Origin of the sequence: Pseudomonas sp. MYb2 (assembly GCF_002979955.1) — a bacterium.
Lineage (GTDB): Bacteria > Pseudomonadota > Gammaproteobacteria > Pseudomonadales > Pseudomonadaceae > Aquipseudomonas.
On sequence record NZ_PCQC01000005.1, the window covers coordinates 191343 to 217832 of the forward strand.

A 26490-nucleotide genomic window follows, 5' to 3' on the forward strand; every position below is an offset into this window, starting at 1 on the left:
CTTAATGAACCTCGACCACGGAGCCCTGCAGTTTCTGCAAGGCATCGTTGACTGCGTCCGGCATCAGTTGGCGCAGGCAGTTGTAATGGCCGAAGCGGCAGGTACGGTCGAAACACGGACTGCAATCGAGCCCCAGCCGGACCACTTCGACGTGCTCGGCCAACGGCGGGGTAAAGCCCGGCGACGTCGAGCCGTAGACCGCCACCAATGGGCGGTTCAGCGCAGCGGCGACGTGCATCAGACCGGAGTCGTTGGACACCACCGAGTCGGCGCAGGACATCAAATCAATGGCCTCGGCCAGCGAGGTGCCGCCACTGAGATTGACCGATTCTTCGCGCAGGCCCGGGATCAGCCGCGCGCGGATGTCTTCGCCGACCGCGTGATCGTTTTTCGAGCCGAACAGCCACACCTGCCAGCCTTCGCGAATACGCGCTTCGGCGACTTTGGCGTAATGCTCGGACGGCCAGCGCTTGGATTCGCCGAACTCGGCGCCGGGGCACAGGGCCAACACCGGACGATCGAGGCTCAGGCCGAATTTGGCCAGCGCTGCTTCGCGGGTGACCGGATCGATTTGCAGGCTTGGGCGTGGATACGGTTTCGGCAGTTCGGCGTTCGGCTCATAGGCCAGGGCCATGAAACGCTCGATCATCAGCGGATAGCGTTCTTTATCGAGGGTGCGCACATCGTTGAGCAGACCGTAGCGGAATTCGCCGCGCCAACCGGTGCGCTTCGGGATGCCGGCGAAGAACGGCACCAGCGCCGATTTCAGCGAGTTGGGCAGCAGAATCGCCTGATCGTACTGACCGCGCAGGGATTTGCCGATGCGTCGACGCGTCGCCAATTCCAGCGCGCCGTGGCCGAGCGGAAAGCTCAAGGCCTTGCGCACTTCGGGCATGCGCTCAAGGATCGGCCGGCTCCACTCGGGGGCCAGCACGTCGATTTCGCATTGCGGGTGGCGCTGTTTGAGACACTGAAACAGTGTCTGCGCCATCACCATGTCACCGACCCAACTGGGCCCAACGATCAGAATATTCATGTGGTTTCCAAAAACGAACCGGGGAGGCATTTACGCCTCCCCGCCTCGATAATCACTGTGGGAACACCGGCGGCTTGCGATGGGTCATTACCTTCAACATTTCTGTCGACTGTTACTCCGCTATCGCGAGCAGGCTCGCTCCTACATGGTTTTGCATCTATTCACACATCTGCGACTCACCGCAGATCCATTGTAGGAGTGAGCCTGCTCGCGATGGGGTCGTTACATTCAACATTGTTGTCGTCTGATACTCCGCTATCGCGAGCAGGCTCACTCCCACAGGGTTTTGCATTCATTCTTACATCTGCGTTTCAGCTTAGCCCCATCTCTTTCCATATCCGCAAAACCTGCCGCCGTTCTTCGACAAACTGGTCTCCGGCAATCACCCCCGGGTCCTTCTGCAAGGCCTGCCGGTGGGCGGCGGAGCGGTAGGCTTTGTAGGCCTCACGCAACAGGCTGGCGTCTTCGGCGGGCATCAGCCCTTCGCGTTCCAGCTCTTCCGTGATGCGGATGTTATCGGTCCAGCGCAGCAATGGCGGGTGGCTGTGCGACCACGCCAGGGCCGCGTATTGCACCATAAATTCAATATCGACGATACCTCCGGCGTCCTGCTTGAGGTCGAACGGCGCCGTGGCGTCGAAGGCATTTGCCGCTGTGCCGGCCGCGGTGCTCTTGGTGCCGAGGTTGTCGCGCATCTTCGCGCGCATCTCGCTTACTTCCTGTTGCAACTTTGCCAGATCGCGGGATTTGCCCAACACCTGCGCACGAACCTTCTCGAACGCCTGACCGACATCCTGACTGCCGACCAGCACCCGCGCCCGTACCAAGGCCTGATGTTCCCACGTCCAGGCTTCATTTTCCTGATAGCGGGCAAACGCGCCGAGCGAACTCACCAGCAGCCCCGAAGCACCGGACGGACGCAGACGCATGTCCACTTCATAGAGCTGACCCGAGTTGGTCTGCGCCGTCAGCAAATGAATGATCCGCTGCCCCAGTCGGGTGAAGAATTGCGCGCCATCAATCGGCTTGGCACCGTCGGTTTCCGCCTGCGGGTCGCCGTCGTGGATGAACACCAGATCCAGGTCCGAACCATGTCCCAGTTCCAGACCGCCGACTTTCCCGTAACCGACAATGATGAAACCGGGATCGCACAAAGTGCCGTCGGTGCGCAGCGGAGTGCCGTGTTTGGCCACGGTCTGGCGCCAGGCCAGGGCCAGCACCTGCTCGAGAATCGCCTCGGCCAGCCAGGTCAGGTAATCGCTGACTTTCATCAACGGCAGACTGCCGGCGATTTCCGAGGCGGCGACGCGCAGGCGGTGCGCCAGTTTGAAATGGCGCAGGGCTTCCATTTGTTGTTCGAGATCGTCTTCCGGGATTCGCGTCAGACGCTCGCGCAATTCGGCGGCCAACTCTGGCGCCAATGGCGGCTTGAACAAACGCCCTTCGTTAAGCAATTCATCCATCAGCAGCGGGAAGCGGGTGATCTGCTCGGCAATCCACGGGCTCGCCGCGCACAACGTCAGCAAGCGCCGCAGCGCACCGGGGTTTTCCGTGAGCAAGACTAAATAAGCCGAACGCCGGGCAACCGCCTCCACCAGCGGCAACACCCGCTCAAGCACCAGATCGGGATTGGCGTGCTCTACTGCCTGTGCCAGCAAACGCGGAATAAACGCATCGAGACGTTCACGCCCCAGTCGCTGCATCGCTCGCAACTGCGGGCTGCTGCGCAAACCGGCCAGCGCCTTCAGGGCTTTGCTCGCATCAGCGAAACCGCCCTCTTCCAGCTGTCGGCAAGCCGCCTCTTCGTCCTGCTCTTCTTCCCACAGCGGCAGCCATTCACCGCCGACCACCACTTCACTTTCGGTGCCGTCTTCCTCGTCGGGATCGGCGATCACTTGCGCGAAGTGCCAGGCGACACGGCCGCGCCAGAACATCAGTCTTTCGTGGAACGCCTCCCAATCGGCGAAACCGAGCATGAAGGCGATGCGCGCCTGATCCTGCGCGCCATCCGGCAGCATCTGGGTCTGGCGGTCGGCAATCGCTTGAATCGCGTGTTCGGTGTAACGAAGGAATTCGTAGCCTTCGCGCAGCTCGCTGATCACTGCCGGCGGCAGATAACCCTGACCCTCCAGCGTACTCAATACCTTTAATAGAGGGCGCTGTTGCAAGCTCAAGTCGCGGCCACCGTGGATCAACTGAAAGGCCTGAGCGATGAACTCGACTTCGCGGATGCCACCGGAGCCGAGCTTGATGTTGTCGGCCATGCCTTTGCGCCGCACTTCCTGCTGGATCAACTGCTTCATGGTGCGCAGCGCTTCGATCGCCGAGAAGTCCAGGTAACGCCGATAGACGAATGGTCGCAGCATGTCGAGCAACTGCGCCCCCGCAACCTGATCGCCAGCCACCACCCGCGCCTTGATCATCGCGTAGCGTTCCCAGTCGCGGCCCTGATCCTGGTAATACTGCTCCAGCGCGTTGAAACTCAACACCAGCGCGCCGGACGAACCGTATGGGCGCAAGCGCATGTCGACGCGGAACACGAAGCCGTCGACGGTCATCGGATCCAGCGCTTTGATCAGGCGCTGGCCGAGACGAATGAAGAATTCCTGATTATCCAGCGAGCGTTTCACGCCCACCGTTTCGCCGCCCTCGGGGTAGGCGAAAATCAGGTCGATGTCGGAAGACAGGTTCAACTCGACGGCGCCGAGCTTGCCCATGCCGAGGATGACCATCGGCTGCGGCAAACCGCTGCGGCGCCCGGTCGGCGTACCGAATTGTTCGCAATGGCGGCTGTACAACCATTGATAAGCCTGGTCGATGGTGGCGTCGGCCATGTCCGAGAGATCGCGGCAGGTCTGCACCAGATCGGCCTGACGGGTGAGGTCACGCCAGATGATCCGCACCTGATGGCGGGCGCGCTGACGGCGCAGGGCGCGACCGAGTTCGTCTTCGCTTTGCGCCGCGTTTACGGCAGCAGAAATCTGCGCACACAATTCACCCGGCGCAAAAGGCCGGTCGAGCTCGCCGGACTGCACCAGCGCCAACAACATCAAAGGGTCACGAACGCTCTGTTCAATGACAAACTCGCTGGCGGCGGTGACGCGGGCGAACTGCGCCCAGCGCTCTCGCGTCCAGTTGGCAAAGCCGTGATCGTCTTCAAGCGCGGCGACGGCCGTACGGAACGACTGCTCGGATCGAGTGACCAACGGCAGGAGAATGGCAGGCAGTTCGGCAAGCACGGGCAGGGTCATGGTCTATCCTTGATCGGCGTGTAAATGGCCGCTTGTAGTGAATGATGAAAACCCGCTACGTGAAGGACTGTCGAACAAAAGTTAGAAATAGCTGAAATTTCTTCTTCTTTAGCATCCAGCATCAAAGTTTCACCTTTTACGGATGGTAATCGACCAACCTTAACGATTATTCTCACAACGCAGTCGGAGGCCACAAGCCTTTCATCTGTAGTTTTACTACTCGTCTATACATCCGAAAGGCTGAAATGCCGGAAGATTTGTAGTAAAACTACACGCCGCCGGAACAACCTGACGGCAATCCAAGAATTTTAAATCGTCTGCCCACAAGGCCAGTCGCAAACTCAGGCAACCGATTCTGGAAGCCTTTCCGCCCTGGAGCAAGCCATGCAAGACCTCGATCCCGTCGAAACCCAGGAATGGCTGGACGCCCTGGAATCGGTTCTCGACAAAGAAGGCGAAGACCGTGCTCACTATCTGATGACCCGTATGGGTGAACTCGCAACCCGCAGCGGTTCGCAGCTCCCTTACGCCATCACCACGCCTTACCGCAACACCATCCCGGTAACCCACGAAGCACGCATGCCTGGCGACCTGTTCATGGAACGCCGCATTCGCTCGCTGGTACGCTGGAACGCGATGGCCATGGTAATGCGTACGAACCTGAAAGATTCTGACCTGGGTGGTCACATCTCCAGCTTCGCTTCCAGTGCGACCCTGTATGACATCGGCTTCAACTACTTCTTCCAGGCCCCGACCGACGAACACGGCGGCGACCTGATCTACTTCCAGGGCCACACCTCGCCAGGCGTTTACGCCCGTGCGTTCATGGAAGGCCGCATCACCGAAGACCAGATGAACAACTTCCGCCAGGAAGTCGACGGTCAGGGCCTGTCGTCCTACCCGCACCCTTGGCTGATGCCTGACTTCTGGCAGTTCCCGACCGTATCGATGGGTCTGGGCCCGATTCAAGCGATCTACCAGGCACGCTTCATGAAGTACCTGGAACACCGCGGTTTCATCCAGCCGGGCAAACAGAAAGTCTGGTGCTTCCTGGGCGACGGCGAGTGCGACGAGCCGGAATCCCTGGGCGCGATCTCCCTGGCCGGCCGCGAGAAGCTGGACAACCTGATCTTCGTCATCAACTGCAACCTGCAGCGCCTCGACGGCCCGGTTCGCGGCAACGGCAAGATCATCCAGGAACTCGAAGGCGTGTTCCGCGGCGCTCAGTGGAACGTGACCAAAGTCATCTGGGGCCGTTTCTGGGACCCACTGCTGGCCAAAGACGTCGACGGTATCCTGCAACGTCGCATGGACGAAGTCATCGACGGCGAGTACCAGAACTACAAAGCCAAAGACGGCGCGTTCGTCCGTGAACATTTCTTCAACACGCCAGAACTCAAGGCGATGGTTGCTGATCTGTCCGACGACGAGATCTGGAAACTCAACCGTGGCGGCCACGACCCGTACAAGGTCTATGCGGCGTACCACGAAGCGGTCAACCACAAAGAACAACCAACCGTTATCCTCGCCAAGACCATCAAGGGTTATGGCACCGGTGCCGGCGAAGCGAAAAACACTGCGCACAACACCAAGAAAGTCGACGTCGACAGCCTGAAGTTGTTCCGCGATCGTTTCGACATCCCGGTCAAGGACGAAGAGCTGGAGAACCTGCCGTTCTTCAAGCCAGAGCCAAACAGCGCCGAAGCCCGCTACCTCAGCGAGCGTCGTACTGCACTGGGCGGTTTCGTGCCACAGCGCCGCGCACAAAGCTTCAGCGTGCCGACGCCGGATCTGGACACCCTCAAGGCCATCCTTGACGGTTCCGGCGACCGTGAAATTTCCACCACCATGGCCTTCGTGCGGATCCTCGCGCAACTGGTCAAGGACAAGGAAATCGGCCCGCGCATCGTTCCGATCATCCCGGACGAAGCCCGTACCTTCGGTATGGAAGGCATGTTCCGTCAGCTCGGTATCTACTCGTCCGTCGGCCAGCTCTACGAGCCAGTCGATAAAGACCAGGTGATGTTCTACAAGGAAGACCAGAAAGGTCAGATCCTTGAAGAAGGCATCAACGAAGCAGGCGCCATGAGCTCGTTCATCGCTGCCGGTACTTCGTACTCCAGCCACAACCAGCCGATGCTGCCGTTCTACATCTTCTACTCGATGTTCGGCTTCCAGCGTATCGGTGACCTGGCCTGGGCCGCTGGCGACAGCCGTACCCGTGGCTTCCTGATCGGCGGCACCGCCGGCCGGACCACCCTGAACGGTGAAGGTCTGCAACACGAAGACGGTCACAGCCACCTGCTGGCCGCGACCATCCCGAACTGCCGCACCTACGATCCGACCTACGGCTACGAGCTGGCGGTGATCATTCAGGACGGCATGAAGAAGATGACCGAAGAGCAACAGGACATCTTCTACTACATCACCGTGATGAACGAGTCGTACCAGCAGCCAGCCATGCCGGCCGGTGCCGAAGAAGGCATCAAGAAAGGCATGTACCTGCTCGAAGAAGACACCCGCGATGCGGCGCACCACGTCCAGCTGATGGGCTCCGGCACCATCCTGCGTGAAGTCCGTGAAGCGGCGAAGATTCTGCGTGAAGAGTTCAACGTTGGCGCTGACGTCTGGAGCGTTACCAGCTTCAACGAACTGCGTCGCGACGGCCTCGCTGTCGAGCGCAGCAACCGTCTGAAGCCTGGCCAGAAGCCTAAGCTGAGCTACGTCGAAGAGTGCCTGAACGGCCGTAAGGGTCCGGTCATTGCCTCTACCGACTACATGAAGCTGTTCGCCGAGCAGATCCGTCAGTGGGTACCGTCCAAGGAATTCAAAGTCCTGGGCACCGACGGTTTCGGCCGCAGCGACAGCCGCAAGAAACTGCGTCATTTCTTCGAAGTCGACCGTCATTTCGTGGTGTTGGCAGCCCTGGAAGCACTGGCTGACCGTGGTGATATCGAACCTAAGGTTGTGGCTGAAGCCATCACCAAGTTCGGCATCGACCCGGAAAAACGCAACCCACTGGACTGCTGAGGAGACATTTTGTGAGCGAACTCATTCGCGTACCTGACATCGGCAGCGGTGAAGGTGAAGTAATTGAACTGTTTGTGAAGGTCGGCGACCGTATCGAAGCCGACCAGAGCATCCTGACCCTGGAATCGGACAAGGCCAGCATGGAAGTGCCGGCCCCGAAAGCCGGCGTCATCAAGAGCCTGAAAGTGAAGCTGGGCGACCGTCTGAAAGAAGGCGACGAACTGCTTGAGCTGGAAGTCGAGGGCGCCGCTGAAGCGGCCCCTGCTCCGGCTGCTGCTCCGGCTGCAAAAGCGGAGGCCAAACCGGCTGCCGCGCCTGCTGCCGCTGCACCCGCCGCCGCCCCTGCTGCCGCATCGGTTCAGCAAGTGCACGTGCCGGACATCGGTTCGTCGGGCAAGGCACAGATCATCGAAATCCAGGTCAAGGTCGGCGATACCGTCGAGGCTGATCAATCGTTGATCACTCTGGAATCCGACAAGGCGAGCATGGAAATCCCGTCGCCTGCCGCTGGCGTGGTCAAGGCCATCAGCGTCAAGCTCAACGACGAAGTCGGCACTGGCGACCTGATTCTGGATCTGGAAGTGGCGGGTGCTGCGGCCCCTGCTGCTGCCGCTCCGGCTCAGGCTGCTGCTCCGGCCGCTGCCGCTGCGCCTGCTCCGGCAGCCGCGCCAGCAGCTCCGGTTGCCGACAGCGTCCAGGACATCCACGTTCCGGACATCGGTTCGTCGGGCAAAGCCAAGATCATCGAAGTGTTGGTCAAGGCTGGCGACAGCGTTGAAGCCGACCAGTCGCTGATCACTCTGGAATCCGACAAGGCGAGCATGGAAATTCCATCGCCTGCCGCTGGCGTGGTGGAAAGCGTTTCCATCAAGCTGGATGACGAAGTCGGTACCGGCGACCTGATTCTGAAGCTGAAAGTCAAAGGCGCGGCACCTGCTGCTGCCCCGGCTCCAGCTGCCGCCGCCGCTGCTCCAAGTGCTCCTGCCGCTGCTGCTCCGGCTGCCGCTGCGCCTGCACCTGCTGCCGCTCCAGCCGCAGCCCCGGCCAAGCCGGGCGCTAAAGTTCACGCCGGCCCAGCCGTGCGTCAACTGGCCCGTGAGTTCGGCGTCGAGCTGAACGCTGTCGGCGCCAGCGGCCCGCACGGTCGTATCCTGAAAGAAGACGTGCAGGTTTACGTCAAAGCGATGATGCAGAAGGCCAAGGAAGCACCGGCCGCTGCTGCTGGCGCAACCGGTGGCGCGGGCATCCCGCCGATTCCGGTCGTCGATTTCAGCCGTTTCGGCGAAATCGAAGAAGTGCCGATGACTCGCCTGATGCAGATCGGCGCGTCGAGCCTGCACCGCAGCTGGCTGAACATCCCGCACGTGACTCAGTTCGATTCGGCTGATATCACCGAGCTGGAAGCCTTCCGCGTTGCGCAGAAAGCTGTTGCAGAGAAGGCTGGCGTCAAGCTGACCATCCTGCCGCTGCTGCTCAAGTCGTGCGCGCACATGCTCAAGGAACTGCCGGACTTCAACAGTTCGCTGGCGCCAAGCGGCAAAGCGATCATCCGCAAGAAATACGTCAACATCGGCTTCGCCGTCGACACCCCGGATGGCCTGCTGGTACCGGTCATCAAGAACGTCGACCAGAAGAGCCTGCTGCAACTGGCAGCCGAAGCCGCTGCGCTGGCCGCCAAAGCCCGCGACAAGAAGCTCACTGCTGACGACATGCAGGGCGCCTGCTTCACCATTTCCAGCCTCGGCCACATTGGCGGCACCGGCTTCACGCCGATCGTCAACGCGCCAGAAGTGGCGATTCTCGGTGTTTCCAAGGCAACCATCCAGCCAGTCTGGGACGGCAAAGCCTTCCAGCCGAAACTGATGCTGCCGCTGTCGTTGTCCTACGATCACCGTGTGATCAACGGCGCTGCTGCCGCACGCTTCACCCAGCGTCTGGGCAGCCTGCTGGCGGACATCCGCACCATCCTGCTGTAATCCCAGGCGGCCCTCCGGTAACGGCGGGCCGCTTGTGTTTCACGTTTTCGAGCGCCACACGCTCGCACCTCAACCCCGTCAATTTGGCGGGGCTTTTTTTGCCTGAGTTTTATCAACTGGTACTTTTCCTACAAAGCCCGTTGAGATCGGCTACGACCTGAATCCACTTCACACCGATATTTTTATTCTGTCGGCAACTAGTCTTGCGACAACAAAGTCAGGGCATCAACTTTTGCGCAGTGCATGCGCTTTCCTTCACTCATTCGAATGGACTCGAATATGTTAAAACCTACGATCGGCCCCATTATTGGCCACAGCACAACTAACCACGCACGCATATTCGTCCGTGGTGAATATCAAAAGAATCTACAAGTATTTGCCGGACTGCGTTATCGGCCGAGCAACTCACAAGCATGGTCAAACACCCTGTTCAGCAGACTTGGCGAACTACGCGACATGTGTGAAGTATTCATCCTGCAGGACTTGCTGGAGGATACCGAGTATGAATTTCAAACCGGCTGGTTCAGCCCGATGAGCCCGGTCCACACCGTGGACAGCGTCGCAGAATTGCCACTGCAATGGCCGCGGGAGATTTATCGCTTGCGTACCCGCAGCAGCCAGCCCTTGCGGCCACACGCTTATATTCTCGGCTCCTGCCGCTATCTGCGCCTGACGGCAGGCGTGCCGGTACTGCCATTACTGGGGGACCGGATCTTTACGTCGATCAACCAGTTGATCGAAGGCCAGCAACCGCCAATCAGCGCTACCGTCATGACCGGCGACCAGATTTATGTCGATGACCTGAACCGCATCGCCCCCGATCGAAGTTATAAAGACATCCTCATCAAATACCGCGCAGCCTTTTCACAGCCGGGCATAAAACGACTGATGTCGGGTACATCGACTTACATGATACTTGATGATCATGAAATCGAAGATAACTGGCCGGCGAATGCCGAAACTTCAGATGAAGAGTTATATCGCAACGCCATGGCGGCATACGAGCTATACCAGGCCAGCCATAGTCCGGCTTATGCACTGACAACTAACGGACAACTTGATCATGCTTCACTCAAGCATTACTGGTATCAATTCAGCGATGCCGATATCGAATGGTTTGTCACCGACACTCGCAGCCGACGCGATCTGTCGAGCGCTGAGCGCCGCATCTTCGATGAAGCTCAGGAACATGCCTTATGCCAATGGCTGATCAACAGCAAGGCGCGGGTCAAGTTTGTCGTCACCAGCGTGATGTTCTTCCCGGATCGCCAAGCGAATGGCGACGATGCCTGGCAAGGCTTTGCCGAGCAGCGACTGCGGCTGCTGGAAACCGTGCGCACGCACAAGATAAACAATGTAGTGATCGTTTCCGGCGATGTGCACGGCTCGCTGACTGCGCGCCTGCGCCATCGCGAGGATGCCGATTTCGAAATCCACACCGTGGTGTCTTCGCCGCTGTGCAACAGCAAGCTGCTGCCGTATGCCAAGGCGTCAACGTTTGTCCTCGATCAGCCCCTTGCGCGCACGGCGGCGGGTGACTATGTGCATGAATTGACCAGTGAAGTCATCAGCCAGGACAACTTCGCTCATATGCTGGTCGAGAGTGATCATATTTTGATCAATTACCATGATCGCGATGGCAAGCCACTTCAGTCGGTCACCATAAAACTGCGCTAAGCGATAAAGATCGCAGCCTTCGGCAGCTCCTGCATTGCTCGCGTTGCCCTGCAGGGGCTGCCGCAGGCTGCGAAGTTTGGCTCTTTTCACCCCCATGCTGGAGAAATGATCAACGCAGCCGACACATTCTTATAGCACTTGGCCTTCATCTCTCTTGTCAGTCAGTGCCGCAATGATGCAACCTTGCCCCAGGCAACGTTAAAGAGGGCGAGAGCCCCCGCGTTCAGCATATTTCAAGCGAGTTCCCTTCATGAAGAGCCAACCCGATGCTGCCAGCCGTATGGCGGCCGAGGTAGTGACGCAGTTGCCTGTGCCCTCGCGGCTCGGCATGCTGCGTTTCGAGCGCTTGAATGAAGCCAGTTGGGCAATGTTGTTCCTCGATCCCAACTGCGAACGCCAATTCGGTCAACCGGCTGTCGAGCTGTGCGCTCTGGTCGGTTCACCCTACGCCAGCCTGATGGAGCCCGAAGCGCGCTATCAACTGCATGACGCGATCCAGCAACAACTGGCCGCCAGCCCACATTATCTGGTGCGCTATACCCTGCACACTGCGGCCGGGGCGCTAAGCATCCTCGAACTTGGCGAAGCCTACAAACAACACAACCGTCATCTGCTGCGCGGCTACCTGCTGGCGGTCGATGAAGTGTTCGCCGAAGAGCCGCTACAGCCTTCGGTCGATCTGGAAACCCAGAACTCGCGCCTGCAAATCGCCCTCGAACTGAACCAGCGCGCCCAGCAGGAACAACTGCAACACCTCGAACGCGTACGTGCCCAACAGGACTTGATTCTGTTGCTCGCGCGTCAGCGCTACAGCACGCACAACTCGTTGCAGGAAGCCGCCGAACTGATTACCCGCTGCGCCTGCGATATCTATGAAATCGACTGCGCCAGCCTGTGGAACCTCGAAGGCCAGCAACTGGTACCGATCTCCGCGTATCACCGCACGACGCAGGAATACATCCTGCCGGACGTGATCGACGTCAGTACCTTCCCTGACTACATGGAAGCGTTGCACAGCAGCCGCGCCATCGACGCACACAATGCCATGCGTGACCCGCGCACCCGCGAGATGGCCGAGGCGCTGCGCCCGCGGGACGTCAACGCAATGCTCGATGCCAGCATCCGTGTCGACGGCCAGGTCGTCGGCGTGCTGTGTCTGGAGCAGACAGGCATGACCCGTGCCTGGCAGTCGGATGAAATCGCCTTTGCCGGTGAGCTCGCCGACCAGTTCGCGCAAGTCATCAACAACCACAACCGCCGCACTGCCACCAGCGCCCTGCACCTGTTCCAGCGGGCGGTCGAGCAAAGCGCCAACGCGTTTTTGCTGGTCAATTGCGACGGCGTGGTCGAATACGTCAACCCAAGCTTCACCGCCATCACCCAGTACACCACCGAAGAAGTCCACGGCCAGCGCTTGTCCGAGCTACCGGCCCTGGAAAACCTCAGCGAGCTGCTATTCGACGCGCCTTCCGCGCTGGCCAAGAGCAACAGTTGGCAGGGCGAATTCAAAAGCCGCCGGAAGAACCTCGAACCGTACTGGGGCCAGTTGTCGATCTCCAAGGTCTACGGCGACAACCGTGAGCTGACGCACTACATCGGCATCTACGAAGACATCACCCAGACCAAACTGGCGCAGCAGCGCATCGAGCGTCTGGCGTACACCGACAACCTGACCAACCTCGGTAACCGCCCGGCGTTTATCCGTAACCTGGACGAACGCTTCGCCCGGGATAGCGATACCCCGATCAGCCTGTTGCTGGTCGACATCGACAACTTCAAGCGGATCAACGACAGCCTCGGCCACCAGACCGGCGACAAGCTGCTGATCAGTCTGGCCCGGCGTCTGCGCAACAGCCTGAGCCCGAGTGGCAGCCTCGCACGTTTCGCCAGTAACGAATTTGCCGTGCTACTCGACGAGACCGACCTTGCGACTGGCCAGAAAATCGCCAACCAGTTGCTGGCGACCCTCGACAAGCCGATGTTCGTCGACAACCAGTTGATCAGCGTCACCGGCTCCGTGGGCCTGGCCTGCGCGCCGCTGCACGGTCGTGATCCGCAAACCCTGATGCGTAACGCCGGTCTGGCGCTGCACAAGGCCAAGGCCAACGGCAAGCATCAAGTACAAGTCTTCACCGAGGCGCTGAACGCCGAGGCCAGCTACAAACTGTTCGTCGAGAACAATCTGCGCCGCGCGCTGACGCAGAATGAGCTGGATGTGTTCTATCAGCCGAAGCTATGCCTGCGCAGCGGTCGTTTGCTGGGCATGGAAGCACTGTTGCGCTGGAACCACCCGGAGCGCGGGATGATTCGCCCGGATCAATTCATCAGCGTGGCGGAAGAAACCGGCCTGATCATTCCGATCGGCAAGTGGATTGCGCGTCAGGCCTGTCGCATGAGCAAATCGCTCACCGCCGCCGGTATGGGCAATCTGCAAGTGGCGATCAACCTGTCGCCGAAGCAGTTCTCCGATCCTGATCTGGTGGCGTCCATCGCCAACATCCTCAAGGAAGAAGCGCTGCCGGCCCACCTGCTCGAACTGGAACTGACCGAAGGCCTGCTGCTGGAAGCCACCGAAGACACCCACTTGCAGCTCGATCAGCTCAAGCGTCTCGGGCTGACGCTGGCCATGGACGACTTCGGCACCGGTTACTCGTCGCTCAGCTATCTGAAGAAATTCCCGATCGACATCATCAAGATCGATCGCAGCTTCATCCACGAAATCCCCGACAACCAGGACGACATGGAAATCACTTCAGCGGTGATCGCCATGGCGCACAACCTCAAGCTCAAGGTTGTGGCCGAAGGTATCGAGACTGCCGAGCAACTGGCGTTCCTGCGCCGCCACCGTTGCGACGTCGGCCAGGGCTACCTGTTCGACCGACCGATCCCCGGCGGCGAACTGATCCAGGCGCTCAAGCGCTACCCGCGCGGCCCGCTCTGCCTCTAACCCCCGCCACCCCTCATGTAGGTGCTGCCGCAGGCTGCGATCTTTTGATCCTGTTTTTCAAAGACAAGGTCAAAAGATCGTCCGATCGCGGCCCGAGCCTTCGGCAGCTCCTGCATTGGATAGTGCGAAGTCGGGCATCATTGGGCACACTGGCGGTCTGACTTTTTACATCCAACCTGACTGAGAGGAACGATCATGGTTCTGCGCTCGGAAATTCTGGTGAACAAAAACGTGCTCCCGACCAAAGAACAAGCTCTGCCCGGCCGCGAAACCGCGATGACCCTGCCTGAAAAGCACTTCGTCTTCGAAGAAACCCCGTTGCTTGGCCCGTTTTTCCAGGACGTCGATTTTGCGATCTTCGGTCTGGGCTGCTTCTGGGGCGCCGAGCGCCGCTTCTGGCAGCGTGAAGGCGTGGTCAGCACGGTCGTCGGTTATGCCGGCGGCTTCACACCGAACCCGACCTACGAAGAAGTCTGCTCGGGCCTGACCGGCCACGCTGAAGTGGTATTGGTGGTGTATGACAAGGCCAAAGTCAGCTACGAAGAGCTGCTGGCGATGTTCTGGGAACTGCACAACCCGACGCAGGGCATGCGCCAAGGCAACGACATCGGCACGCAGTATCGTTCGGTGATCTACGCGACTTCACCAGAGCACCTGGACGCAGCGCTGAAGAGCAAGGCGACCTATCAGGCTGAGCTGTCGAAGGCAGGCCTGGGCGAAATCAGCACCGAGATCGAACAGGCGCCGACCGTGTACTTCGCTGAGACGTATCACCAGCAGTATCTGGCGAAGAATCCTGAGGGCTACTGCGGGATTGGCGGCACCGGCGTGTGCATGCCACCGAGCCTGGCGGGTAACTAACTCCGCCGGTTGATCGTTCCCACGCTCCGCGTGGGAATGCAGCCCGGGACGCTCTGCGTCCCAAAGCGGACGCAGAGCGCCCATTGAGGCGTTCCCACGCAGAGCATGGGAACGATCACTGTAGGAGCTGCCGCAGGCTGCGATCTTTTGATCTTGCCGTTGATCAGCTCTCGGCAATCAACCAATCCATCTGCCACCCACCCTGGGTCTGGCCCAATTTTTTGGACAACCACGGCAGCAGCTCACGCAATTCTTCCTCCAGCCCCCACGGCGGATTGGCAATCGCCATCCCCGAACCGTTCAAGCTGTTCGGCGTATCCAGCGGATGCACCAGCAGCTCCACGCGCAGCAGTTTCGGCGCACCGGTGCCAGCCAGATCCTGATAGAAGCGCCGCAACGCACGCTGATCCTTCACCGGATACCAGATCGCTGCCACGGTTTGACGCATCCGACCAATCGCCTCTTTCAACGACGCCGCGCAACGCTGCATTTCATCGAGCTGTTCGAACGGCGGGTCGATCAACATCACCGCACGCTTCTCCTGCACCGGCAACATCGCCCGCGGCACGTGCCAGCCCTCGCCCAGATGAACCTTGACCCGACGATCACCGGCCATGTTGTCTTTCAACAGCACGCCGTCTTCCGGGTGCTTCTCATTGAGCATCACCCGATCCTGCGGCCGGGTCAGACGCCGCGCCAGCTCCGGCGAACCCGGGTAATAGCGCAACTGGCCATCCGGGTTCATCTCGTGCAGCACCTTCATGTAGTCGGCGGTCAGCGCCGGCAGATCCGGCTGATCCCACAAGCGCGCGATGCCTTCCAGATATTCGCCGGTGCGATTGGCCTGATCGCCCTGCAAGTCATACAGACCGATGCCGGCGTGCGTGTCGAGATAGGCAAACGGCTGCTCCTTGCGCGACATCAGGGCGATGAGGCGGGTCAAGGTCAGGTGTTTGAACACATCGGCGTGATTGCCGGCATGGAAGGCGTGACGATAATTCATGGCTGCTCCTGCGAAGGGCGCAAAGTTTACCTTTTACCGCGCGGCAAGTCAGGGGTTGGCGGCCGAGCGGACAAAAGCCTGCCCTCACCCTAACCCTCTCCCGGAGGGAGAGGGGACTGACGGTGGTGATCTTGCGAGTGACATCGACCTGAAAGATCAGCGTGGTCTCAGGTTTGGCCAAGCGAAGATCCGCGCGGGGTCGGCGTACATCACCCAGACAACTCGGTCAGCCCCCTGAAGAAAACTCATATCAAGGCTTGGCGAAGCGAAGTTCACCACTAAAGTCGCAGGTCGGCGTACATCACCCAGAACTCGGTCAGTCCCCCGAAAGAACACCACCATCCAGGCTTGACCAAACCAAGTTCACCGCTGAAGTCGCAGGTCGGCGTACATCACCCAGACGACTCGGTCAGTCCCCTCTCCCTCTGGGAGAGGGCTAGGGTGAGGGGCTTTGCTTTTATGGCATTACACTGGCAAAACATAAGCGACAGGAAGTCAAAAACTCATGCGATATCTGATCATCTGCTTATTCAGCCTGTTTAGCCCATACCTCGCCCGTGCCGACGAAACCCACATTGAACAGGCACGCCAGACACTAAAGAACTACGGCCTGAGCCACTGCATTCTGAAACCATTCAACGAACGCTCCGCGCTGGAAAAAGACATTGCACTGTCCGCCAATGCTTATTCGTTCATGGGCAAAGGCATGCATACCATTCTGCAAAATGAAGACACGCTGCAGGTGCTGCACGATCCCTACAAAGAAACCCGAAACTACCTGTTGACGGCTTACGAGCAGACACCTTCAAACAGCAAATACTCGAATGAAAAAGTAGTGTTCCTTGCGTGCCTGAAGGTCTACAACTCCGAAGCGTTCAACCGCTTTATCAAAACTCAGGATGCGTACATCCCTGACTGACTAACTGATTTCCTTTAACGTCAAAAGATCGTCCGAACGCGGCCCGAGCCTTCGGACGATCTTTTGATCTTTTTCAGGCGGTCATGCTGCGCAGGCGCCTGCCGATGACATCGAGCACATCACAGCCGTCGCGCAAGGGGATCACGCAGAGCTGGGCGAAGTCGCTGAGGATGACGGAGTCGCATTCGACCGAGCCGCGCATGCACATGTTTTCCAGCACCTGGATCACGGCGCGCAAACGGTGGTTGGCGGCGTCCATGAGGATGTCGAGGGGCACGTGGGTGTCGATGAACAGAGTCGGCATGTCACTGCAATTGCCGGTGAGGGCCATGAAGCGGTTGTCGGGATGGGGGATGATTTTTTCGTAGGGTGGATCGGGTTTAAGCATAGTCATATCAGTTTTACCTCAATAGGTTTAGAGAGGCTGCCAAGTGACCTTCCTACGGGTATAGGTGGCAGCCGTACGCGAGAGTAGGAAACTGAGAAACCCACCAAACTCAGTCACGCCGAAGCGTTCCCGCGCACAGCTGCCGCAAACGATGCTACGGACACATATTAAGTGCCGCAATCAAACGACAACGCTGGTGCGCGGTGAATTTCACAGGGGTCCTACGCCCTGTCACCGCTCTCGCAGTGACAACGAAAAGACTATCCCTGCAACCCACCGCCCACCAGTTCATGAAAACCGCCGCAACTCGAAGGAATCGTCCGAGACCTTCGCCCCGAAAACTCACTCCGATTCTGCCAGCAAAAACGCCAGTAACGCCGATTGCGACGAATCTTCCGACATTGAAACCTGAAAAAACCGCCTCACCTTGCAACGCAAAACCACCTCAGGAAAGGTCTCGAAAAGGGTCGGATGTTCTTCGCTCAACCACTGCAACGCATTGGCGGTTCGAACCTGATCACCCTGCTGCGCCAGCACCGATAGCGGTACCTGCCACCACGGAAACTCACGCATTGAAACCTGCGCCTTGCCACCAATTTCCAGCGCCTGCCCATTGATCAAACAACGCCCGATCAGCGGAAACAGTTGCGCCGCGCCCACCTCATCGGCCCGTAAAATCGGCAACAGAAAGCGCCCGTCCCAAAAACGAAAAAACACCGTTTTCCCGCCAGGCATCAGCACTTGGGTCAGGCTGCGAAAGTGCGCCACCACCTCTTCTAGACTCGCCGAAGAAACCGCCAACCATCCCCAATCCCGCGACTCGGTAGTGGCGACCCAATGCAGAAACTCACTGTTGGCGGCGACAATTCCCACGTAAGGCATCACCGCTTCCCACTCGGCATAGATCGTACCGGCCCAAATCGGACTCGCCATTTCTGGCCAGCCCTCAAGCGGCTTCGCCTCGCAGGCATTGCTGAACACCGCGAACAATTGCTCGGATACTTTCAACGGCTCCCGCGCCAACCAATCAGCAGGCAAAAGAAAATCAGGCTGCACAGAGACCGTCCTTGCAACGCTCGCACTCTTCGCAGAATGGCGCATCACCCTTGAAGCTCATGATTTGTGCGGCAGTCAGCATGGCTGCCGGCGCGGCGGCGAGTTTCTCCGGCAATCCCGGTACAACCGGCGCGGCACTCATCGCCGCCATCGGCGCACCACCCACTACAATCGGCACGCTGCTGAAAATGCCGCCGGGGCCGATGTTGATCCATTGCCCGCCGGCCTGAATCGTCGCACTCGCGCCACCGTCAATGACCACTTGCTGACCGGCGCTGACGTGGAATTGCCCACTGGCGCTGATCGCCTGATTGCTCACGCGGATATGCCGATCGCCCGCCACCGTCAGATGATCGTCCTGCTTCACTTCGGTCTGCCGCTGGCCGTGGGTGATGCGTCGTTCGTCGGCCTTCAATTCATGTTTGGCGGTGCCGGTGACGACAATGCTGCGCTGGTTGTCGACCTGCACTTGCTGGTCGTGCAACACATGCTGCGTCCAGTTGCGCTGGGCGCGCAGGTAGATTTCTTCGGCGCCCTTGCGATCCTCGATGCGCAGTTCGTTGTAGCCGCCCCCGCCGGGGCTGCTCTGGCTGCGGAAAATGCTGCGGGTCTTGTCCGCCGGCAGATCCAGCGGGATCGGCGTCGCGGCGTTGGGCAGGCAGCCCACGACCAGCGGTTTGTCGGCGTCGGCATCGATGAAGCCGACCAGTACTTCCATGCCGACTCGCGGAATCAACACGCTGCCGTAACGGTCATGGGCCCAGTTAGTGGCAACGCGCAGCCAGCAACTGGAATGTTCGTTCAACTCGCCGTCGCGATCCCAGGCTAGTTGCACCTTGACCCGACCGTACTCGTCGCAGTGGATTTCCGTATCGCTCGGCCCGGTTACCACCGCCGGTTGATAGCCAAGCATGCGCGGCTTCTCCGGCCCCAGCGCCGGGCGGAAGAACACGTCCCATGGCGTCGCGAGAAAGGTATTACGGTAACCCTGGAAAGCTTCGCCATCGCTGGTCACCGACTCCTCCAGCACTTGCGGCTGGCGACCAAGGTGTTCAACCGTGGTCAGCAGCCACAGGTCATTCCAGTCGTGGCGCGGATGGCCGATCAATTGCAGGAAATGTCCGCAAACCAACGCGGATTCGTCGCTGATGCCCTCGGCCTGACGGAAATCGGCGACATGTCGCTCAAGTGCCCGCTGAGCGAGGTGCTTGCCGGTTTCACGATCGTTGAATTGGCCGGGGAAGTGATAGTCCTCGAGCACCGGGCGCTGCTCGCCGTCGACACGGCTTTGCAACTGCAGCCGCGGCTTGATGAAGTTGTAATCGCGTCGGGTCACCACACTGGTGCGGGTTTCCACGCGAACGTTGAAACGATTGATCGCCGGCGCGCCACCGGCCATGCCGCTGCCCGGCAAATACAACGTTGGTTCGGCGAGGCGTGGAAACACCGTCTGATCATCGCCGAACACCAAAACATGTCCTTCAGGACTGTGCTGAAAGTGGTAATGAATGCCGACTTCGGCACACAGCCGCTGAATGAACGCCAGATCACTCTCGGCGTACTGCACGCAATATTCACGCGGCGGGTATTCACTGCCGAGGCGGAATTCAAAAGCATCGCGCAGGATCGAGTGATCCTTGAGTACCTGCGCGACGATTTGCGGCACTGTTTGATGCTGAAAGATCCGCTGATTGATGCGGTGCGCGAGGTACGCCAGACGCGGGACAAGGCTTAAGTGATAACGCGTCAAACGTTTCCCGGAATCGCCCTGCCCGACCTGATAAATCTGACCGTGAACGCCGGAGCCCTGAGCATCAAAACTCAGAAACGCCTGACAGTGCAGCAGGCTTTCGAGGTCCAGATCTGGCCGCTCACTGACCAGTTCCAGCTCGAAACGAAACGGTTGGCTGATGGCTTCCTTGCCCGTGAACTCAAGGACTTCGAGGTCATGCTGGGCGACTTCGAGGGTCAACGTGAAACGCGGTTGATTGGCAGGCGCGAACATCCGATGTCTCTCTGCAGTGTGAGGGCGGGCGATTCTGCATGAGGGGCAAGGGGTGATGAATGGGTGACGGGAAAATCAGATTTCTCCTACTTCTATTGTTGAAAAACCCTGCAAAAAGCAGCGCCTTCAACTACAGACAAATCCCCCAAACCCACCACCATCCCTTGTAGGAGTGAGCCTGCTCGCGATAGCGGTCTGACATTCAGCATTGATGTCGACTGACACAACGCTATCGCGAGCAGGCTCACTCCTACAGGGGAGCGCGGTGAATCAGATAAATCACAGGCACAAAAAAACGGCCCGCCTCCTGTAGGAAACGGGCCGTTTTCGCGTGAGCGCTAGCTCAGAACAATCACTTGTTCAGGTGGAAATCTTTTTCCGCCGCTTCGAAGCGCTGCACCATGCCAGCAGTCGGCGCGCCGAGTTTGCTGACGATGAAGATGGCCAGGCTGGCGAAGATGAAGCCCGGAATGATTTCGTACAGACCCAGCAGTTCGAAATGCTTCCAGACCACCACGGTGATCGCGCCGACCAGGATACCGGCCAGTGCGCCGTCGCGGGTCATGCCTTTCCAGATCACCGAAATCAGCACCACCGGACCGAACGCAGCACCGAAACCAGCCCAAGCGTAGGACACCAGGCCCAGTACGCGGTTTTCCGGGTTGGCAGCCAGGCCGATGGCGATCAGTGCAACCAACAGCACCATGGCGCGGCCGACCCAGACCAGTTCAACCTGGGAGGCGGATTTACGCAGGAAGGTTTTGTAGAAGTCTTCGGTCAGGGCACTCGAGCACACCAGCAACTGGCAGCTCAGGGTACTCATCACAGCAGCCAGAATGGCCGACAGCAGCACACCGGCAATCCATGGATTGAAGAGGATTTTCGCCAGCTCGATGAACACACGCTCGTGGTTCTCGGTCACGGGACCGGCCACTTCCGGGTGTGCCGAGAAGTAAGCGATACCGAAGAAGCCCACCGCCACGGTGCCGCCCAGGCACAGGATCATCCAGGTCATGGAGATGCGACGGGCGTTGGCAATCGACTTCACCGAGTCAGCGGCCATGAAGCGCGCCAGAATGTGCGGCTGACCGAAGTAGCCCAGACCCCAGCCCATCAGCGAGATGATGCCGATGAAAGTGGTGCCTTTGAGCATGTCGAAGTTGCTTGGATCGTTGGCTTCGATAGCGAGGAACGTGGTGTCGACGCCGCCGGTGGCCAGCAGGACGATGATCGGCGTGAGGATCAGCGCGAAAATCATCAGCGTGGCTTGTACGGTGTCAGTCCAGCTCACCGCGAGGAAACCGCCAACGAAGGTGTAGGCAATCGTCGCCGCAGCACCGGCCCACAGCGCTGTCTCGTAGGACATGCCGAAGGTGCTTTCGAACAGACGGGCGCCAGCGACGATGCCGGAAGCGCAGTAAATGGTGAAGAACACCAGAATCACGATCGCCGAAATGATGCGCAGCAGGCCGCTTTTGTCTTCGAAACGGCTGGAGAAGTAGTCCGGCAGGGTCAGAGCATCGCCATTGTGCTCGGTCTGCACACGCAGACGGCCAGCAACGAACAACCAGTTCAGGTAGGCACCGACGATCAGGCCGATGGCGATCCAGCTTTCGGACAGACCGGACATGTAGATGGCGCCCGGCAGGCCCATCAACAACCAGCCGCTCATGTCGGAAGCACCGGCAGATAGCGCCGTAACAACGCTGCCCAGGCTACGGCCGCCCAGAATATAGTCAGAAAGGTTGTTGGTGGAGCGATAGGCCATGAAGCCGATCAGCACCATTGCTGCGATGTAGATCACGAACGTGATCAGGGTTGGATTGCTAACGCTCATTAAGTTACGCCCTGGCTTTGTTTTTATGTAGCGGCGGTGGTGAACCGCACGCAAACGACGACGTTTGGCAGACGATCCGGGATCCCGCGCATTTAGGACTGATGTTTCCCCAGGAAAGCCATCAGCCGGTACACCGGGTTATTCCCGGTTGCACCTAGGGCGCGAATGCTATGCAACAAATCAAATAAGGTGCAACCAGTTTCGCGAGAATTAGTTGCACCTAGTCGGATTTATCGACAATCACCCCGTTTTTGCTCCCTTTTGTGGCAGTCATGGCCCTTTGCTAGAAGCAAAAGCACCAAGCAGGAGCAGCACTTTCGTACCAGAAAATAATTCCTGACGAGCTGCCTATTATTCCGACAAAAAAAGGGTTGCACCCGGTTGCACCTCTTTCAGTGCACGGCTAATCTTGCGGCCAGCTGATGCCACGCAACTGTGGCAACCATGAGGATAAAAATATGGCTACCACCACCCTTGGGGTCAAACTCGATGACCCGACCCGCGAGCGCCTGAAGGCCGCCGCAACCTCGATTGATCGCACGCCGCACTGGCTGATCAAGCAGGCAATTTTCAATTACCTGGAAAAACTCGAGGGTGGTGCAACCCTGACCGAGCTGAACGGTTTGACCGCCAAGGACGCCGATGAGGCGGGCGAAGTCCACGCCGATCACGCACACCAGTGCTTCCTGGAGTTCGCCGAGAGCATCCTGCCGCAATCCGTACTGCGCGCTTCGATCACTGCCGCTTACCGCCGCCCTGAGCCGGAAGTGGTGCCAATGCTGATCGAGCAGGCTCGCCTGCCAGCGCCAATGGCCGAAGCCACCAACAAACTCGCCGCATCTATCGCGGAAAAACTGCGTAACCAGAAAAGTGCCGGCGGTCGTGCAGGCATTGTTCAGGGTCTGCTGCAGGAATTTTCCCTGTCGTCCCAGGAAGGCGTGGCGCTGATGTGCCTGGCCGAAGCGCTGCTGCGTATCCCGGACAAGGGCACTCGCGATGCGCTGATCCGCGACAAGATCAGCACCGGCAACTGGCACCCACACCTGGGCAACAGCCCGTCGCTGTTTGTCAACGCCGCAACCTGGGGCTTGCTGTTGACCGGCAAACTGGTCTCGACGCACAACGAAGCCGGCCTGACGTCGTCCTTGAGCCGCATCATCGGCAAGAGCGGCGAGCCGATGATCCGCAAGGGCGTCGACATGGCCATGCGCCTGATGGGCGAGCAGTTCGTCACCGGCGAAACCATCGCCGAAGCGCTGGCCAACGCGAGTAAGTTCGAAGCCAAGGGCTTCCGTTATTCCTACGACATGCTCGGTGAAGCGGCGCTGACCGAGCACGACGCGCAGAAATACCTGGCGTCGTACGAACAAGCCATCCACTCGATCGGCAAAGCGTCCCACGGTCGTGGGATTTATGAAGGCCCGGGCATTTCCATCAAACTGTCGGCACTGCACCCGCGTTACAGCCGTGCGCAGTACGAGCGTGTGATGGACGAGCTGTACCCGCGCCTGCTGTCGCTGACCCTGCTGGCCAAGCAATACGACATCGGCCTGAACATCGACGCCGAAGAAGCCGACCGTCTCGAACTGTCGCTGGATCTGCTTGAGCGCCTGTGTTTCGAGCCGCAACTGACTGGCTGGAACGGCATAGGTTTCGTGATCCAGGCTTACCAGAAGCGTTGCCCGTACGTGATCGACTACGTGATCGATCTGGCCCGTCGCAGCCGTCATCGCCTGATGATCCGCCTGGTGAAAGGCGCGTACTGGGACAGCGAAATCAAGCGCGCCCAGGTCGAAGGCCTGGAAGGCTATCCGGTCTACACCCGCAAGGTGTACACCGACGTTTCCTACATCGCTTGCGCACGCAAACTGCTGTCGGTGCCGGAAGTCATCTACCCGCAGTTCGCCACGCACAACGCCCACACCCTGTCGGCCATTTACCACATTGCCGGTCAGAACTATTACCCCGGCCAGTACGAATTCCAGTGCCTGCACGGCATGGGCGAACCGCTTTACGAACAAGTTGTAGGCAAAGTTTCCGAAGGCAAGCTGAACCGTCCGTGCCGCGTGTACGCGCCGGTCGGTACTCACGAAACCCTGCTCGCCTACCTCGTACGTCGCTTGCTGGAAAACGGCGCGAACACTTCGTTCGTCAACCGTATCGCCGACCAGTCGATTTCGATTCAGGAATTGGTGGCCGATCCGGTAGCGCAGATCGAGCAGATGGCGACCGTGGAAGGTGGCTTCGGCCTGCCGCACCCGCGCATTCCGCTGCCGCGTGATCTGTACGGTGCTGAGCGCGCCAACTCCAGCGGCATCGACATGGCCAACGAACATCGTCTGGCTTCGCTGTCCTGCGCCCTGCTCGCCACTGCCCACACCGACTGGAAAGCCGCGCCGATGCTCGGTTGCGCGTCCAGCACTGAAACCCCTGCGCCCGTGCTGAACCCGGCAGATCACCGTGATGTGGTCGGTCACGTTCAGGAAGCCACCGTCGAAGACGTCGACAACGCCATTCAATGCGCGCTGAACGCTGCACCGATCTGGCAGGCCACCCCGCCGGCCGAACGCGCAGCGATTCTGGAACGTGCCGCTGATTTGATGGAAAGCGAGATCCAGCCGCTGATGGGCCTGTTGGCTCGCGAAGCCGGCAAGACCTACGCTAACGCCATCGCCGAAGTCCGCGAAGCCGTCGACTTCCTGCGTTACTACGCGGTGCAGGCTCGCAACGATTTCAGCAATGACGCCCACCGTCCATTGGGCCCAGTTGTATGCATCAGCCCGTGGAACTTCCCATTGGCGATCTTCAGTGGCCAAGTCGCTGCGGCACTGGCTGCCGGTAACCCGGTATTGGCCAAACCGGCTGAACAAACTCCGCTGGTTGCCGCTCAAGCCGTGCGTTTGCTGCTTGAAGCCGGAATTCCGGAAGGCGTGCTGCAACTGCTGCCGGGTCGCGGTGAAACCGTCGGCGCCGGTCTGGTCGGCGATGAGCGCGTCAAAGGCGTGATGTTCACCGGTTCCACCGAAGTCGCGCGCCTGCTGCAACGCAACATCGCTGGCCGTCTCGACAGCCAGGGCCGTCCGATTCCGCTGATCGCCGAAACCGGTGGCCAGAACGCCATGATCGTCGACTCCTCGGCACTGACCGAACAAGTCGTGATCGACGTGGTGTCCTCGGCTTTCGACAGCGCTGGTCAGCGCTGCTCGGCGCTGCGCGTACTGTGCCTGCAGGAAGATTCCGCCGATCGCGTCATCGAAATGCTCAAAGGTGCCATGGCCGAAAGCCGTCTCGGCAACCCTGAGCGCCTATCGGTGGACATCGGCCCGGTGATCGACGCCGAAGCCAAGGCTGGCATCGACAAGCACATCCAGGGCATGCGCGATAAAGGTCGCAATGTGTACCAGGTGGCTATCGCCGACACCGAAGAAGTCAAACGCGGCACCTTCGTCATGCCGACCCTGATCGAGCTGGAAAGCTTCGACGAGCTGCAACGCGAGATCTTCGGCCCGGTGCTGCACGTGGTGCGCTACAAGCGCAAAGAGATCGATCAACTGATCGGCCAGATCAACGCTTCCGGCTATGGCCTGACGCTGGGCGTGCACACCCGGATCGACGAGACCATCGCCAAGGTGATCGACAACGTCAACGCCGGCAACGTCTACGTTAACCGCAACATCGTTGGTGCCGTGGTCGGCGTGCAGCCATTCGGCGGCGAAGGCCTGTCGGGTACGGGTCCGAAGGCTGGTGGTCCGCTGTACCTGTACCGCTTGTTGGCGACACGTCCTACGGATGCCATCGAACAATCCTTCGCTCGCGGTGACGCCGTTGTTGCCCCGGACGTTCGACTGCGCGATGCCATGAGCAAACCGCTGAACGCCCTGAAAGCCTGGGCTGAAAGCAACAAGTACGCCGACTTGAGCACTCTGTGCGTGCAGTACGCTGCGCAATCGCAGAGCGGCATTACCCGCATGCTGGCCGGCCCGACTGGTGAAAAAAACAGCTACGCCATCCTGCCGCGTGAGCATGTGCTGTGCCTGGCCGAGGTTGAAGGTGATCTGTTGACCCAACTGGCTGCGGTATTGGCCGTAGGCGGTTCGGCGGTATGGCCGGAGTCCGACATCAGCAAGGCCTTGTTCGCACGCCTGCCGAAGGAGATTCAGGCGCGGATCAAGCTGGTTGCTGACTGGAACAAGGATGAGGTGGTGTTCGATGCGGTTCTGCATCACGGCCATTCCGACCAGTTGCGCGGCGTTTGCCAGCAGATTGCCAAGCGTGCCGGCGCGATCGTTGGGGTTCAGGGCTTGTCCCAGGGCGAGACCAACATTGCCCTTGAGCGCCTGGTGATTGAGCGGGCGTTGAGTGTTAACACCGCTGCGGCGGGTGGTAATGCCAGCCTGATGACCATCGGCTAAACCGCTGTAACTCCAGGCGCCCGCAACGGTCGCCTGGAATGTAAACCCTGTAGGAGTGAGCCTGCTCGCGATAGCGGTCTGTCAGTTAAAAT

At 59.5% G+C, this 26490-nt stretch carries 14 protein-coding genes; 7 read left to right on the top strand and 7 right to left on the bottom strand.

Annotated elements, in window-relative coordinates:
- Position 1: 1 nt before the first annotated feature.
- Together waaF and glnE are read right to left on the bottom strand one after the other, a co-directional pair.
- A complete protein-coding gene (waaF, locus tag CQ009_RS10270; RefSeq protein WP_064387782.1) occupies positions 2 to 1036 on the bottom strand; it encodes a lipopolysaccharide heptosyltransferase II in 1035 nt (344 codons plus the stop codon).
- A 311-nt stretch (positions 1037 to 1347) separates the two neighbouring features.
- Entirely contained in the window at positions 1348 to 4287 is a 2940-nt protein-coding gene (glnE, locus tag CQ009_RS10275) for a bifunctional [glutamate--ammonia ligase]-adenylyl-L-tyrosine phosphorylase/[glutamate--ammonia-ligase] adenylyltransferase (RefSeq protein ID WP_105705951.1), read from the bottom strand.
- Between the two features lie 384 nt (positions 4288 to 4671).
- On the opposite strand from glnE, the gene aceE reads away from it, so the two are divergent.
- From aceE to msrA, 5 genes are all read left to right on the top strand, one after another.
- Positions 4672 to 7317 carry a pyruvate dehydrogenase (acetyl-transferring), homodimeric type gene (aceE, locus tag CQ009_RS10280; RefSeq protein WP_008081364.1) on the top strand — a complete coding sequence of 882 codons (2646 nt, stop codon included), beginning with the start codon at positions 4672 to 4674 and terminating at the stop codon, positions 7315 to 7317.
- A gap of 11 nt (positions 7318 to 7328) precedes the next feature.
- Entirely contained in the window at positions 7329 to 9293 is a 1965-nt protein-coding gene (gene aceF, locus CQ009_RS10285; protein ID WP_105705954.1) for a dihydrolipoyllysine-residue acetyltransferase, read from the top strand.
- Positions 9294 to 9572: 279 nt separating this feature from the next.
- Positions 9573 to 10970, top strand: coding sequence for an alkaline phosphatase D family protein (locus tag CQ009_RS10290; RefSeq protein WP_105705956.1), 1398 nt, complete (start codon positions 9573 to 9575; stop codon positions 10968 to 10970).
- Positions 10971 to 11220: 250 nt separating this feature from the next.
- Positions 11221 to 13917 (top strand): bifunctional diguanylate cyclase/phosphodiesterase, encoded by a 2697-nt coding sequence (locus tag CQ009_RS10295; protein ID WP_064387778.1) that lies wholly within the window; start codon positions 11221 to 11223, stop codon positions 13915 to 13917.
- A gap of 195 nt (positions 13918 to 14112) precedes the next feature.
- The gene (gene msrA, locus CQ009_RS10300) at positions 14113 to 14778 is read left to right on the top strand and encodes a peptide-methionine (S)-S-oxide reductase MsrA (protein ID WP_105705958.1); all 666 of its coding nucleotides are present in this window, start codon (positions 14113 to 14115) and stop codon (positions 14776 to 14778) included.
- Positions 14779 to 14941: 163 nt separating this feature from the next.
- Here msrA and CQ009_RS10305 read toward each other — a convergent pair whose 3' ends face one another.
- Positions 14942 to 15781 (bottom strand): 23S rRNA (adenine(2030)-N(6))-methyltransferase RlmJ, encoded by an 840-nt coding sequence (locus CQ009_RS10305; protein WP_064387776.1) that lies wholly within the window; start codon positions 15779 to 15781, stop codon positions 14942 to 14944.
- Positions 15782 to 16286: 505 nt separating this feature from the next.
- Here CQ009_RS10305 and CQ009_RS10315 point away from each other — a divergent pair.
- Complete coding sequence (locus CQ009_RS10315; RefSeq protein ID WP_105705964.1) at positions 16287 to 16700, top strand: hypothetical protein; 414 nt, start codon at positions 16287 to 16289, stop codon at positions 16698 to 16700.
- Positions 16701 to 16773: 73 nt separating this feature from the next.
- Here the strand turns inward: CQ009_RS10315 and CQ009_RS10320 are convergent, their stop codons facing one another.
- The 4 genes from CQ009_RS10320 to putP form a co-directional block, all read right to left on the bottom strand.
- Positions 16774 to 17094: a hypothetical protein gene (locus CQ009_RS10320; protein ID WP_064387773.1), complete on the bottom strand. Its 321-nt coding sequence runs from the start codon at positions 17092 to 17094 to the stop codon at positions 16774 to 16776.
- A 336-nt stretch (positions 17095 to 17430) separates the two neighbouring features.
- Positions 17431 to 18144 carry a DUF4123 domain-containing protein gene (locus tag CQ009_RS10325; protein WP_105705967.1) on the bottom strand — a complete coding sequence of 238 codons (714 nt, stop codon included), beginning with the start codon at positions 18142 to 18144 and terminating at the stop codon, positions 17431 to 17433.
- Entirely contained in the window at positions 18134 to 20149 is a 2016-nt protein-coding gene (tssI, locus tag CQ009_RS10330; protein ID WP_105705971.1) for a type VI secretion system tip protein VgrG, read from the bottom strand. Before tssI ends, CQ009_RS10325 begins: the two co-directional genes overlap by 11 nt.
- 352 nt (positions 20150 to 20501) lie before the next feature.
- Complete coding sequence (putP, locus tag CQ009_RS10335) at positions 20502 to 21986, bottom strand: sodium/proline symporter PutP (RefSeq protein WP_064387770.1); 1485 nt, start codon at positions 21984 to 21986, stop codon at positions 20502 to 20504.
- A 458-nt stretch (positions 21987 to 22444) separates the two neighbouring features.
- Between putP and putA the strand changes: the two genes are divergently transcribed.
- Complete coding sequence (gene putA / locus CQ009_RS10340; protein ID WP_105705973.1) at positions 22445 to 26398, top strand: trifunctional transcriptional regulator/proline dehydrogenase/L-glutamate gamma-semialdehyde dehydrogenase; 3954 nt, start codon at positions 22445 to 22447, stop codon at positions 26396 to 26398.
- Positions 26399 to 26490 lie beyond the last annotated feature (92 nt).